General features: G+C 44.2%; 14 protein-coding genes. 12 read left to right on the top strand and 2 right to left on the bottom strand.

The window, feature by feature from the left end; genetic code table 11:
* Window positions 1-2 precede the first annotated feature (2 nt).
* Both msrB and M3204_RS08020 read left to right on the top strand, forming a co-directional pair.
* The gene (gene msrB, locus M3204_RS08025; RefSeq protein WP_251480626.1) at window positions 3-437 is read left to right on the top strand and encodes a peptide-methionine (R)-S-oxide reductase MsrB; all 435 of its coding nucleotides are present in this window, start codon (window positions 3-5) and stop codon (window positions 435-437) included.
* 24 nt (window positions 438-461) lie between these two features.
* On the top strand, window positions 462-962 hold the full coding sequence (locus M3204_RS08020; RefSeq protein ID WP_251480624.1) for a PTS sugar transporter subunit IIA: 501 nt from the start codon (window positions 462-464) through the stop codon (window positions 960-962).
* Window positions 963-1,130: 168 nt separating this feature from the next.
* Here the strand turns inward: M3204_RS08020 and M3204_RS08015 are convergent, their stop codons facing one another.
* Both M3204_RS08015 and M3204_RS08010 read right to left on the bottom strand, forming a co-directional pair.
* Window positions 1,131-1,736 (bottom strand): DUF502 domain-containing protein, encoded by a 606-nt coding sequence (locus M3204_RS08015; RefSeq protein ID WP_251480622.1) that lies wholly within the window; start codon window positions 1,734-1,736, stop codon window positions 1,131-1,133.
* Between the two features lie 74 nt (window positions 1,737-1,810).
* Window positions 1,811-2,905, bottom strand: a complete 1,095-nt coding sequence (locus M3204_RS08010; RefSeq protein WP_251480619.1) for an SGNH/GDSL hydrolase family protein — start codon at window positions 2,903-2,905, stop codon at window positions 1,811-1,813.
* Window positions 2,906-3,123: 218 nt separating this feature from the next.
* Between M3204_RS08010 and M3204_RS08005 the strand changes: the two genes are divergently transcribed.
* The 10 genes from M3204_RS08005 to ablB all read left to right on the top strand — a co-directional run bounded on the left by M3204_RS08005 (window position 3,124) and on the right by ablB (window position 14,134).
* Window positions 3,124-3,288, top strand: coding sequence for a YjcZ family sporulation protein (locus M3204_RS08005; RefSeq protein WP_251480767.1), 165 nt, complete (start codon window positions 3,124-3,126; stop codon window positions 3,286-3,288).
* Between the two features lie 210 nt (window positions 3,289-3,498).
* Window positions 3,499-4,965 (top strand): NAD(P)/FAD-dependent oxidoreductase, encoded by a 1,467-nt coding sequence (locus tag M3204_RS08000; RefSeq protein ID WP_251480617.1) that lies wholly within the window; start codon window positions 3,499-3,501, stop codon window positions 4,963-4,965.
* A 66-nt stretch (window positions 4,966-5,031) separates the two neighbouring features.
* Window positions 5,032-6,012 carry a S66 family peptidase gene (locus tag M3204_RS07995; protein ID WP_251480615.1) on the top strand — a complete coding sequence of 327 codons (981 nt, stop codon included), beginning with the start codon at window positions 5,032-5,034 and terminating at the stop codon, window positions 6,010-6,012.
* A 392-nt stretch (window positions 6,013-6,404) separates the two neighbouring features.
* Window positions 6,405-7,763 (top strand): aspartate aminotransferase family protein, encoded by a 1,359-nt coding sequence (locus tag M3204_RS07990; protein WP_251480613.1) that lies wholly within the window; start codon window positions 6,405-6,407, stop codon window positions 7,761-7,763.
* 4 nt (window positions 7,764-7,767) lie between these two features.
* Window positions 7,768-8,460, top strand: a complete 693-nt coding sequence (locus M3204_RS07985) for a CoA transferase subunit A (protein WP_251480766.1) — start codon at window positions 7,768-7,770, stop codon at window positions 8,458-8,460.
* Window positions 8,445-9,110, top strand: a complete 666-nt coding sequence (locus tag M3204_RS07980; RefSeq protein WP_251480611.1) for a 3-oxoacid CoA-transferase subunit B — start codon at window positions 8,445-8,447, stop codon at window positions 9,108-9,110. The genes M3204_RS07985 and M3204_RS07980 overlap by 16 nt, the downstream gene beginning before the upstream one ends.
* 14 nt (window positions 9,111-9,124) lie before the next feature.
* Complete coding sequence (locus M3204_RS07975; protein WP_251480609.1) at window positions 9,125-10,399, top strand: peptidase; 1,275 nt, start codon at window positions 9,125-9,127, stop codon at window positions 10,397-10,399.
* A gap of 53 nt (window positions 10,400-10,452) precedes the next feature.
* Complete coding sequence (gene gabT / locus M3204_RS07970) at window positions 10,453-11,742, top strand: 4-aminobutyrate--2-oxoglutarate transaminase (RefSeq protein ID WP_251480765.1); 1,290 nt, start codon at window positions 10,453-10,455, stop codon at window positions 11,740-11,742.
* Window positions 11,743-11,753: 11 nt separating this feature from the next.
* Window positions 11,754-13,175, top strand: a complete 1,422-nt coding sequence (locus M3204_RS07965; RefSeq protein WP_251480607.1) for an aldehyde dehydrogenase family protein — start codon at window positions 11,754-11,756, stop codon at window positions 13,173-13,175.
* Window positions 13,176-13,267: 92 nt separating this feature from the next.
* Window positions 13,268-14,134, top strand: a complete 867-nt coding sequence (gene ablB, locus M3204_RS07960; protein WP_251480605.1) for a putative beta-lysine N-acetyltransferase — start codon at window positions 13,268-13,270, stop codon at window positions 14,132-14,134.
* Window position 14,135: the final 1 nt, after the last annotated feature.

Here is a 14,135-nt window from a genome sequence, read left to right as displayed (position 1 = left end):
TCATGAAGAAGAATCAGGAGGAGTTAAAACATAGGCTGACTCCAATACAGTACGAAGTTACACAGAACAACGGCACAGAGCCGCCGTTCAGGAATGAATATTGGAATGACCTGCGAGAGGGGATTTATGTTGACATCGTCTCAGGAAAACCATTATTCAGTTCGCGCGATAAATTTGATGCAGGCTGTGGCTGGCCTAGTTTTACAAAACCGATCGAAGAGGAAGAAGTACTTGAAAAGCAGGATTTAAGTCATTTTATGGTACGTACAGAAGTGAGAAGCAAAACGGCTGATTCCCATTTAGGCCACGTATTTGATGATGGGCCAGGTGAAAATGGACTTCGGTACTGCATCAATTCTGCTGCACTAAGATTTGTGCCCAAGGAGAAAATGGCAGAAGAAGGCTATAGTGATTACCTGAAACTCTTTAAAGATTAACCTTATAAGGAAGGATTGATATACATGTTTAAAAAGCTATTCGGGAAAAAAGAAGAAGCTGTTAAAACGGTTCAGCTGCTGGCACCTCTCACCGGTACAGCCGTTGACCTCAGCATGGTGCCTGATCCCGTTTTTTCAGAGAAAATGATGGGAGACGGACTCGCGATTGAACCGTCGGAGGGTATTGTCGTTTCTCCTGTTGATGGTGAGATCATGCAGATCTTCCCAACGAAGCATGCGGTGGGAATCAGGGCAAAAAACGGTGCCGAGATACTGATCCATATTGGCCTGGAGACAGTTTCGCTAAAAGGTGAGGGCTTTGAAACTCATGTCAAGGAAGGAGATTCGGTGAATGCGGGAGACAAGCTGGTCACGTTTGATTTGGCAATCATCAGCGAGAAGGCTAAGAGCAGGGTAACTCCAGTTATTATTACAAACACCGATCAAACAGCCTCCTTAAAGAAGTTAACAGAAGGCAAAGTGGAAAAAGGAACAACACCTATTCTAGAGGTCACATTTAACTAGCCTTTTTTCAAATAAATTGCTGCTTTTATACTATAAAAGTTTCATTGGTTTAAGAACCTCGCGGAAATAGCTGAGACTTAAGAAGATTGTGGGATATAAGCTTAATCCGAGAAGCAACAATCAATTCGAAATCAACCATTGAATAATTGAAAAACAGCCGCTGAAACGTCAGCGGCTGTTTGCATTTTGGGTACTCTCTGCATTTTTTGAAGTCATGCCTCCGGAAAGGATGAATTTCATTGCATCCTCAGGTTTAACATCAATAATTTCAACATCCTGTTTGGGGATCAGGAAAGTGAATCCGGCTACCTGGAATGTTTGTGGAATGTAGACGGCAACATACTCTGATAAGGGTTCATAGAATGCTTCCACGTTATCAGTGGTAATGAATCCAAGACTTTTCATATTGGTCCCCGGAACAGTGACTACTGCTACTTTAGAGAATGACTTTTTCTCGCCAAGAAAAGAATGGACAGTATCCTTAATGACCGAATAAACGGTTTTGACAAAAGGGATTTTCTCGAGCAGTCTGTCAATTAACTTTATGATGCTTCCAGTGATGAACCTGGTTGAAAGCCATCCTAGAATTGTAATCAGCACAAGAGTTGTCAGCAGGCCAATTCCAGGAATATACCGTTCTTGTAAATGCGGCTTAAGCACATTTCCAAGCAGGCTGTCTAAAAACATGAAAGTTTTATAGATGACATAGACAACAAGGATGATTGGGACGATGGTCAGAATCCCATTAATGAAATTCTTTAAGATACTTTTCATTTTTTACTCCTTACTCTAAACGTATGGAAGTATCATACACCTTTTCAAAATATATTTCTATAATCCTTTGCAGATTAATTTCCCTTCGCTTTTGCGACGATGATTGATGAAATTTCCACAACTGACTTTTCGGATTTGTTACTTGCAGATACATCTTCAATCACTTCAAATCGGACAGTGTGGTGTCCTTGTTCAAGTCCGCTTGCAATATATAAGTACCTTTCCCGTGTAAAAGGCCACCAGGTGGATAGCGTCCTCACATATTCTCCATCTATGTAGACATTCATCATCCCGCCTTCCTCACTGCGGATTGCGTTCAGGCCGAGGATAGGTCCCTCAAATCTGTATTCAAGATAGTCTCCAGGCCGCATGGTAACATAAACCCCATGATCGTCAATAAAACCAAGGTTAGCTGCGATGTCGTCTTTTTCATCAAGATAAAAATCATCTTTGCTTGTTAAAGATTTAGGAAAGCTGGCAATTTCAGCTTCATTCCTGATATTTTTTTTGATCATTTCTAGGATGGTGTAGGCATAAAGTTGGTGCCCCTTGCCATTAGGGTGGACCATATCTGTGGTCAGATGTTCGGTAAGCATCCCCGATTCTTTGAAAGGAATCCTCATATCGACCATTTTGGCCCCATAATGGACAGAGACTCTCTTAATTGCTTCAGCATACGGTTCCTGTTTTAATGAGCTTTCGATTATCGTAATAATTTCAGCGCCTTGATGCCGCTCCTTTGCATCTCTGACTAGCTTTTCATAAAAGAAAGTGAATGTATCAGGATCCATATATTTTCGATCGTTCTCGCCGAAGACAATAAAAATCAAGTCCATATTCTGGGACTGGTGCGACTTTTGGAATTTGTAAAGCCCCTCGAAGGCTGTTGCACCGCTTTGGACCACCAAATGACGCTTGCCCCTGGAGCCAGAATAATCTTTTAACAAGACCTCAAGCTGGCTGTACCATCGCAATTCTTTTTTCTCCGCTCCCGCACCTCTTCCGATGCTGTCGCCGATAATCAAATAATTGAAGGATGAACCGTCAGCGATCTTTTCATATACATTTAAATCTTCGGAAAGATAATGCTCAGATTGAATAGCCAAAAGGTAAAGGATTGCAACTCCTATGAAAAATACACTAAATATCTTTCTGTTGTTTAAATTCATGTTGGTATTCGAGCCTCCGGTAATACATCGTATACTCAATTTTTACCCTAATACGGAAACAAAGGAAAGATTTATTTTCATCATTTTAAAAAATCAATTAATTTTTAAAAATAGGCAAATGCACAAACGGGTCAAGTACCCATATCATACCGTAAAGGGAAAGCAATTCAAAAACCAATGAGGAGTGATTTTGAATGTACGGATATGATAATGCCCCAATGCCAGTTCAAGGAGTTCAAGGAGTTCAAGGTACTTTCTGCCATGGAGGTTATCCTTATGCAGGAGTAGGTGGAGCTGGATGTGGTTACGGCGGCTTCGCTTTGATCGTAGTACTATTCATTTTGTTAATCATCATCGGTGCTTGCTGCAGCCACATCTGGTAATTGCGGCAAAACCATGAATAAATAAAGTACAAAGGTTAAGCATGAGAGGTTGCCTGCAGCTGCTGGCAGCCTTTTTTTATACTCTCTATAAACACGAACATTATATATAAGTAATTAATTAAAGTTCGTATTTTACATTGACGCCCCCCTGGTTTTTTTGTTATATTTACCAAGGGTTAAGCAAAAAAACAAATTGGCGGGGGATGCGAAATGAATACAAACTATGATGTGATTGTCGTTGGAGCAGGGCCGGCAGGTATTTTTACATGTTACGAATTATCGTTAAAGATGCCGGAAGCAAATATCCTTCTTGTCGACAAAGGACATGACATTTATAAAAGAAACTGTCCGATTTTACAGAAGAAGATTGAAAAATGCCCGCCGCCAGCAGGTAAAAAGGATTTTGCAGGCTGCCTGCCGGCATGTTCGATCACAAATGGTTTTGGCGGTGCAGGTGCTTATTCGGATGGGAAATTTAATATTACGAGTGAATTTGGCGGCTGGATGACGGATTACCTCCCAGATTCAAAGGTTGTTGAACTGATCAAATACGTAGACGAAATCAACCTTAAGCATGGTGCGACGGATAGCATTACTGATCCGCTGACAGATAAGGTCCGTGAAATTGAACGCAGGGGCTATGCTGCAGGTCTTAAGCTGTTAAGGGCACAGGTCCGCCATCTGGGGACTGAACAAAATCTCGAAATCTTAAAAAATATATTTGAATACTTAAAAGATAAAATAGATATGGCATTCAAAACTGAAATTGAAGACTTGATCACGGAAAAAACTCATGACGGGCATATGGTCAAAGGTGTGGAACTTAAAAGCGGGGAAAAAATCCATGCCGAAAAAGTCGTTGTTGCTCCGGGCCGTGACGGCTCTAAGTGGCTGACACAGCTTATGAAAAAGAGAAGGCTGAAGATGATCAACAATCAGGTCGATATCGGCGTAAGGGTTGAAACTTCAAATGTTGTCATGGAGGAAATAAACGAACATTTATACGAAGGAAAGTTCATTTTCAATACATCAGTTGGTACAAGTGTCAGAACATTTTGCAGCAACCCCTCTGGCCATGTGGTTGTTGAGAATCATTCAGGTATCATGCTTGCGAACGGCCACGCCTATAAAGATCCTAAACTAGGAAGCCCGAATACTAATTTTGCATTGCTTGTATCACACACCTTCTCTGAGCCATTCGATAAGCCGAATGAATACGCCCATGAAATATCCCGGCTGGCAAACAGCCTTTCTAACGGCGGACTGATCGTCCAGAAGTACGGCGATATTTTAAAAGGGCGCAGGTCAACGGAAAAAAGGATTAAAGAAGGGTTTTTAGAGCCAACTATGAAGGAAGCAGTACCTGGAGATTTAGGGCTGGTGCTCCCGTACAATACGCTAAAAAGCTTGATTGAAATGACGGAAGCCCTAAATCAAGTCTCGCCGGGACTTGCTTCAGACCACACATTGTTCTATGGAGTGGAAGCGAAATTCTATTCGGCTAGGCCCAAGCTTAATGATAAGTTTGAAACAGAAATCAGCGGCCTGTATGTTGGCGGAGATGGAGCCGGGATCACAAGAGGACTTGCCCAGGCGAGCGCTTGCGGAGTATGGATCGCCACAGACATAATTGAGAAAACAAAAGCAGGAAGAAAAATGGAACCTGCATTCGTTTAAAATTGCTTACTCCCTGACTTTTCTTTGCTACAATATGAATATATATATAGAAGAGGCGGGGAGAGAATGTTTGCACCAAAATTGATACCAGGCGATGAGATTAGAGTTATTGCTCCATCCACCAGCATGATCATTTTAAAGGAAGCACAAATTGACCTGGCAGTTGAGAGGCTGACGAATCTGGGCTTCAAGGTGACTTTTGGAAAAAATGCAGATGCGCATGACGAGTTTTTCAGTTCCTCGGTGTCCGAAAGGATTGAGGATTTACATGCTGCGTTTGCAGATCCAAACGTAAAAGGGATTTTAACGGCAATTGGCGGCTATAATGCAAACCAGATATTGAAATATATTGATTACAATCTGATTTCATCCAATCCAAAAGTCTTTTGCGGCTATAGTGATATAACGGCTTTACAGCTGGCAATCTATCAAAAAACGGGTCTTGTAACCTATTCTGGACCTCATTTTTCCAGTTTCGGTGTTAAACACGGCTTTGAATATACGCTGGAAGCATTTTTAGAGGCAGTTACGAATGATGCCAGTTATGAAATATCACCCTCGGCCACTTGGTCTGATGACGCCTGGTATATCGATCAGGAGGAGCGGACGTTCCATGAACAAAACGGCTACAACATCATTCAGGAAGGTGAAGCTGAAGGGAAATTGATCGGCGGCAACCTTTGTACGATGAACCTGCTTCAGGGCACTGAATTCATGCCCTCCCTCAAGGACAGCATCCTGTTCATCGAGGATGATGAGGAAAGCCACTCAAGGAGCTTTGACAGAGACCTTCAGTCACTGTTGCACCTTCCTGATGCAGGCTCGATTAAAGCGCTTTTGATCGGACGCTTTCAAGTGAATTCAAAAATCACTGATGAGGCTTTGAAGAAAATCATCATGAGCAAGGAAGAACTGAAAAACATTCCAATCATCGCGAACGTTAATTTCGGCCACGTCCAGCCATTTGCGACATTGCCAATTGGCTCTGTAGCGACTGTAAAAGCATTGGACGGCCAAACCGAAATATTCATTGAGCAAAAAGAATAGTATCTACATTCTTAAGGGCACCTTTTAAAGGTGTCTAAGACTGAAGACAAACTCGAGGAATCGAGCTTGTCTTCAGTCTTTTTTTTGGTTAGAGGGGAAATGGAGCTGTTGATTTTCGTTCCAGGCGCTACGCTCACGGCACGCGAAGCATCCGGGAGTGGAAATCAACAGGCCGAATAAACAAAGGCTTCCCTTTAAGGACTTTTTTCAGTGGCCTCGAATATTGCCCGGTCTTTCTCTTTTTGGGGGATAAAAATCAAAGAATTTAGTGGACAGGACAATGGGCATTGTGACGGAAAATTTTCATCTATACGAAAGATTCTTGCTTTCTTTTCATACAATCTACAGAATGTCCAACTATTTATTCGAATGTGGTGAAACGGAGTGAGATTATGAAGCCGTCCTACTTGATCAAACCTGCCCTGGATGAAAGCTACCCAGAGATTGACCATGGAAAAGGAGTCTATCTTTTTGACAAAGATGGAAAGAAATATCTTGATGCTGCTTCCGGGGCTGTTACAGCAAATATCGGACATGGAGTTGCTGAAGTAATTTTAGCGATGCATGAACAGGCTAAAAAGGTTTCGTTTGTCTATAGGTCACAATTTACGAGTGAGGCAGCAGAACTTCTGGCCAGTAAGCTAGCTGACCATTTGCCTGGCGACCTTAACTGGAGTTTTTTTGTGAACAGTGGCTCTGAAGCAACGGAAACAGCGTTGAAAATTGCGATTCAATATTGGCAAGAAAAGGGGATCAAGTCGAAAACAAAAATCTTATCGAGGTGGATCAGCTACCATGGAATCACTCTGGGAGCCCTTTCTATGTCCGGCCATCCGGGCAGGAGAGCGAGGTTTGTTCCGCTGCTTGAGGAATTTCCGTCGATTTCACCCCCTTATTGTTATCGATGTCCATATCAAAGTTCAGCTCCTGAGTGCGGATATTTGTGCGCCAGGGAACTTGAGGGGGCAATAAAAAGGATTGGTGCAGACCATATTGCCGCATTCATCGCCGAACCAGTGATTGGCGCAGCTGGAGCGGCAATTTCCCCACCGGAAGACTATTATAGAACAATCAAAGAAATCTGTGAAAATAACAATATATTGTTCATCGCTGATGAAGTCATGACCGGATTTGGGCGTACGGGGACCATGCTGGCATGTGAGCATTGGGACGTAATCCCGGATATCGTCGCGCTTGGCAAGGGGATGGGCGCCGGATACGCGCCGATTGCTGCCGCAGTAGTAAGTGACCGTGTCATGGAGCCGATTCTTGATGGATCAAAGGTCATAATGAGCGGGCACACACTAAGCGCAAACCCGCAATCATGTGCTGCTGCCCTGGCCGTCCTCGAATATCTGGAGAATAATGAAGTGTTAAAAGAAGTAGATTCAAAGGCTATTTATTTAAAAAATAAGCTCGATAAGCTGAAATCACAGTTCTCCATTATAGGTGATGTGCGCGGAAAGGGACTGTTGCTGGGACTTGAGTTCGTCAGGCTGCCTGACGCAAAGATCCCTTTTGATAGAATCGTGAAATTAACTGACATGCTCGTGAGGACAGGAAGGGATAACGGGATCCTGCTGTATCCTGCTGGCTCAGGTATGGATGGGCAGTCAGGAGATGCGGTGATCATCGCACCGCCGCTGACCATCACCAAGCGAGAAATTGATGAGTTAATTGCACTGCTGAAATCAACTTTAGCTGAAGTTTATAAAACACTGGGATTGTCAGAAGGAAATGGAGTTGAATAGTAAGATGGATAACCCATTCGGAAAAATAGCCACATTGAAACAGGCAATGGAGCACTTTCACGACGGAATGACCTTGATGTTTGGCGGCTTTGGCGGTGTCGGTTCACCGCCATGCCTGATCGACGGCATCCTTGAAAAAAACATCAAAAACCTTGTGCTGATCGGGAATGATACAGGTTTTCCGGAAATTGGCATCGGAAAGGTAATCAGCAGGGGCAGAGCAAAAAAAGTCATCGCATCACACATTGGCTCAAATCCAGTAGCAGGAGAACTCATGACCCAGGGCAAGCTTGAAGTTGAGTTCTCTCCTCAGGGCACATTGACGGAAAGAATCAGGGCTGGCGGCATGGGCTTGGGTGCGATTTTAACAGACGTGGGTGTTGACCATGAATTCGTTTCAAAAGACAAACGGAAGATGAACCTTAACGGCAAGGATTATCTGGTTGAAACAGGACTGACTGCTGACGTTTCAATTGTATATGCAAAAAAGGCTGATCCATATGGAAATCTCGTTTTTGATAAAAGTGCGCGCAATACAAATCCGCTGGTCGCGATGGCTGGGAATTTTACGATAGCAGAGGCGGAGGAAATCGTTCCGCTTGGAAGCCTGGACCCCGAAGAAATCGTGACGCCTGGTGTATTTGTCGATATGGTGATTCCTTCAGAAGGGGTGAATTGGAAATGGGCATGGGAATAGACGTCAGGAATAAAATGGCCAAACGCGCCGCCGAAGAAATTTCGTCGGGAATGGTCGTCAACTTAGGGATCGGCATTCCTTCCCTTGTCCCCAACCACCTTCCAAATGATATGAATGTCATGTTCCATGCTGAGAATGGAATTGTCGGTATGGGTGAATCTCCAGTAAAAGGGCATGAGGATGAAAATTTGTGCAATGCCGGCGGTTTTCCGGTTACAGTGCTGCCTGGATCCTCCTACTGTGACAGTGCTGTGGCATTTGGGATGATCCGGAGAGGCAGGGTTGACCTCACAATACTAGGATCCTTGCAGGTAAACAAAAATGGGGATCTCGCCAATTGGATTGTCCCTGGAAAAAAGGTGCCGGGAATGGGCGGGGCGATGGAATTAGCTCAGAAAGCAAGAAGAGTAGCAGTTTTGATGAATCATACAGATAAGAACGGCAATCCCAAAATAGTAGACTCGTGTACCCTGCCGCTGACAGCTTCGAACTGTGTAGATTTAGTGGTGACAGATCTTGCCGTTTTCAAGATAATCGACCGTTCATTAATTCTTGCTGAAAGATTTGCGCCGTACACAATTGCTGAGATTACTGCCAAAACCGCATGCGATTTTTCAATCGCAGAGGACATCCGAGTCATCGATTACTAAAAGGGGCTGATATCGTGCATTCTGCTGAGGAAAAAGTGCGGAATTACATTACCGAAAACAGGATCAGAGGAACAAGGTTATTGCAAAAGCTTGTCCAGGAGCCAAGCACCAGAGGGAATGAAAGTGGAGCTCAGGCTGTAATCGTTGAAAAATGCAGGGAGCTTGGCCTGGAGATGGATATTTGGGAAATAGGCGGTGAAGGACTGCTCGCCCACGAGGCATTTTGTTCAGACAGAAAGGACTTCAGAGGGAATCCTAACGCCGTTGGAATCTTGAGAGGGACTGGTGGAGGAAAATCAATGATTTTGAATGGCCATATCGATGTTGTTCCTGCCGGAGACAATAATGATTGGGACCTAGACCCCTTCAGCGGCCATATCGAGTGCGGCAAACTGTATGGCAGGGGATCAACGGATATGAAGGGTGGTACAGCATCTCTATTAATGGCGATGGAGGCTATCAAGAATTCGGGAATAAAGTTAAAGGGCGATGTTATTTTTCAGAGTGTCATTGAAGAAGAAAGTGGCGGTGCCGGGACACTGGCTGCTGTGCTGCGAGAGTATAAAGCGGATGGGGCGATCATTCCCGAGCCAACAAACATGAAGCTATTTCCGAAACAGCAGGGATCGATGTGGTTTCGGGTCTCAGTCAAAGGTAAAGGGGCTCATGGAGGTACCAGGTATGAAGGAGTAAACGCGATTGAAAAAGCAATGCTTGTGATTGATAGATTGAGAAAGTTGGAATCTGATAGAAACGCGAGGATTACAGATCCCTTTTTTAAGAGCATTCCTATTCCTATACCGATCAACATCGGGAAAATTCATGCAGGGGACTGGCCTTCTTCCGTCCCTGATCTCGCGATAATTGAAGGCAGGATGGGTGTGGCTCCAAATGAGACGCAGGAAAACGCAAAGCTTGAAATGCTGAATGCCATTAACCATCTGTGCGAGGAGGATTTGTGGCTGAAGGAAAATTCTCCTGTTCTGGAATGGTTCGGGGCTAGCTGGCTGCCGGGAGACCTGGATCCTGAACATGAATTGATTGAGGTTCTATCTGAAAGTTTCATAAACGTGAAAAATAGTTCTCCATTGATCGAAGCTTCTCCCTGGGCAACAGATGGCGGAGTACTCTCTAAAGTTGGCGGGGTTCCTGTAGTTGTCTTCGGACCCGGTGTCACGGAAACAGCACATCAGGCGAATGAATACATCAGGCTTGAAGATGTTTTCGATGCAGCTGAAATCATAGCCTTGTCGCTGTTAAAATGGTGCGGGGTCAGTGAACGGAAATGAGGAGGAATCAATAAGTGGGAGATATTAATTTAAAAACAGCTATTCCTGGACCAATGGCTAGGGCTTTACTTGAAAGAAAAGAAAAGAATGTTCCTGTTGGACCGTTTAACACCATCAAAACGTTTGCCGAAAAGGGTGAAGGAGCGTTATTGAAGGATGTCGATGGCAACACATTTATAGATTTCGCTGGCGCAATCGGAACACTGAATGTAGGCCATTGCCCGCCGACAGTCGTGAAGGCGCTCCATGAACAAATAGATCGCTATCTCCACCCATGCTTCCATGTCATGATGTATGAACCATATATCGAACTGGCAGAGCTGCTGAATAAACTCACTCCAGGAACCCATGACAAAAAAACATTCTTCTTAAGCAGCGGTGCAGAGGCAGTAGAAAACGCAATAAAGATTGCCAGGAAATTTTCTGGCCGAAAAGGAATCATTTCTTTTGAACGAGGATTCCATGGCAGGACTTATATGGCCATGTCTCTCACAAGCAAGGTCAAGCCATATAAATACCAGTTCGGTCCATTTGCTCCGGAAACATATAAATGGCCTTACCCGGTCTACTCTCAAGAAACCAGCATGGCGCCTGAAGAATTGGATACTTATATGCTGAAAAAGTTTGAAACGTTTTTTCTAAGTGAAGTACCTGCTACAGAAATAGCCGCTGTCATCCTTGAGCCCGTCCAGGGAGAAGGTGGATTCAACATCCCTTCAAAAGCTTTTGTTCAGGGTGTGAAAGAGATTTGTGAAAAATATGGCATCCTGTTCATTGCGGATGAAATTCAGACGGGTTTTGGCAGGACAGGGAAAATGTTTGCGATGGAACACTATGGAGTCGTGCCTGACTTGATGACGATGTCAAAATCAATTGCTGCCGGACTGCCGATCAGCGCTGTAACAGGAAGAGCGGAAATCATGGATTCAGCTGGAATCGGTGAAATCGGCGGTACTTATGGTGGAAGTCCTCTAGGTTGTATTGCGGCCATAGAAGTCGTTAAAATGATAGTTGAGCAGAAGCTTCTTGAAAAGGCAAATTCCTTCGGCGAGAAGTTCCAGGAAAGATTCGGAAAGCTGGCTGGCCGTTTTAATGTGATTGGCGATGTCCGCTCGCTTGGCGCAATGTGTGCCATCGAATTCTTTGATGGAGAAGGCAGACCCAATTCGCAGCTTGTCCAGGAGATACTCAAGAAAGCCCATCAGAGAGGCTTGATAATAATGAGTGCGGGCCTTTACGGCAATGTCATCAGGCTTTTAGCTCCACTTGTCATTACGGATGACCAAATAGAAGAGGGATTTGGGGTGCTTGAAGCGGCGATTGTTCAAAGCTGCCAGCAATAGGAGGTTAAACGATGAAACAAATGTTATGGATCAATGGTGAGAATGTTGAAACCGAAAAATATCGTCCGCTTTATAATCCATTTAATGGTGAAAAAATCGCTGAAGTGGCGGAGGCAAGCAATCAAGATGTCGCCAGGGCGATTGATGCTGCTGAGAGAGCAGCCAGTGCGATGGCAGGGATGGAAGCGCATAAACGAGCAGATATCCTTCAAAAGGTAGCTGATTACATCCAGGAAGATCGAGAAGAATGTGCGAGGATAATTGCCGAAGAATCCTCCAAACCCTTGAAGGCTGCGCGTGCTGAAGTTGACCGTACGATCATGACCTACAGCTTCGCATCGCAGGAAGCAAGGAGGATTCATGGTGAAACGATCCCACTCGATGCCGCACCCGGCGGCGAAGGAAGAGTGGCCTACACGGTAAAGGAACCTCTCGGTGTAATTGCCGCCATCACACCATTCAATTTTCCGATGAACCTTGTCGCACACAAGGTAGGGCCAGCCTTGGCTGCAGGTAACACAGTCGTCCTTAAGCCCGCAAGCCAAACGCCTCTGTCTGCATATAAAATCGCTTCTTATTTCCACAGGGCTGGCCTTCCAGCAGGTGCGTTAAATGTGGTTACAGGCAGCGGCAAAAGTGTTGGAGATGTTTTGGTCTCGGACGACAGGGTCAAAAAGGTGACTTTTACCGGAAGCCCTGCGGTTGGCAAATACATTCGTGAAAATGCTGGATTAAAGCGAGTGACGCTTGAACTAGGATCCAACTCTGCCTTGATTGTCGATGCAGGAACTAATCTGAAAAGAGTAATGCCAAGAATTGTTTCAGGTGCATTTTCCAATCAGGGGCAGGTGTGCATTTCCATCCAGCGTATTTATGTGCAGGATACGATTTCTGAGGAGTTTATTACCCTATTTATTGAAGAAGCGAGAAATCTGAAGGTGGGCAATCCTCTCGATGAGGAAACAGATATAGCCGCGATGATCAGTGAGAACGATGTGACGCGGGCCAAGTCATGGATACAAACGGCAGTTGAAAATGGAGCGGAGCTGGCACTTGGAGGCGACAGTGAGCAGCAGGTCCTCACCCCGACAGTGCTTCTTAACGCAAAACCAACTGATAAGATCTCCTGTGAAGAAGTATTTGCTCCAGTCGTTCACATAAATACCTTCAGTGAATTCGATGAAGCAATCGCTAGAGTGAATGAGTCACAGTTCGGTTTGCAGGCAGGGGTTTATACTAATGACCTGCAAAAAGCTTTCAAGGCATCAAAAGCATTGCATGTCGGCGGTGTGATGATCAACGACATCCCTACTTTCAGAGTAGACCATATGCCATATGGCGGCGTGAAAATGAGCGGAACGGGTCGAGAGGGCATTAAATACGCAATTGAGGAAATGACCGAGCTGAAGCTGGTATCATTTAAGCTTGACTAAATAGCAGCCTGGCCTTTTGGCCGGGCTTTTCAACTAGTTACTTTCAAAACCTTTGTTGCTTTATATACAGAGAAAAAATGGAGGGAAAGGGTATGCATCCTGGCCAAACATTGAACATATCAGAAGAGAAATTTAAAATGAGCGTTTACCTAGACAAACAAAACCGCCGGATCAGAGTAGATGATTATTTAGGCAATTTATTAAGTGTGTTGGATAAAGCTGAAAAGCTTGCAATGCAAGAGAATGCAGATAAGTTGATTATTAAGGGCAGGAAAGAGCATTTCATACAGCTAATTGAACATGGATACAGGTTTGAGGCCAGCATTGATGGCTATTTTCTTGGTTCTGACTGCTTTTTCTTTTCAAAGTTCTTAAGTGATGAACGCAAGAAAAGCGCAAATTGGATGCAGGAAGATGGAATCATCAAAAGTATCTATCACCTGGCGGAACCATCACAAACAATTAACCCTCCAAATGATTATGTCCTCAAAAAAATGGATGAATCATACGCGGTGGAATTGGCTCAGCTTTATAAAACTGTTTTCCAAATTTACCCTACTCCATTGAATGATCCAGAATATATTGTCCATACAATGCAGGAAGGAACCATTTATTTTGGCTTTGTGCTTGATGGACATGTGGTGAGTGCAGCATCGGCAGAACTGAACACTTTTTATAAAAATGCAGAGTTGACAGATTGCGCCACTCTTAAAGAGCACAGGAAGCATGGATTGATGAAAATCCTTCTCGATCGTCTTGAGCAGGAGCTTATTGGAAATGGGATCTATTGTGCTTATTCAATTGCAAGGGCATTATCTTTTGGCATGAACGCTGTTTTGCACCAGCTTGGCTATGCGTATCGAGGCAGACTTGTTAACAATGTATACATTTATGATAAAATTGAAAACATGAACGTCTGGGTAAAAGATTTGGCAAAACCGCCAAATTTCGGGCAATAAA

It is taken from the genome of Mesobacillus subterraneus (assembly GCF_023715485.1).
Taxonomy (GTDB): domain Bacteria; phylum Bacillota; class Bacilli; order Bacillales; family Cytobacillaceae; genus Mesobacillus; species Mesobacillus subterraneus_B.
The sequence above is the reverse complement of the archived record's forward strand: the minus strand, read 5'-3'. Positions and strand labels throughout refer to the sequence as shown.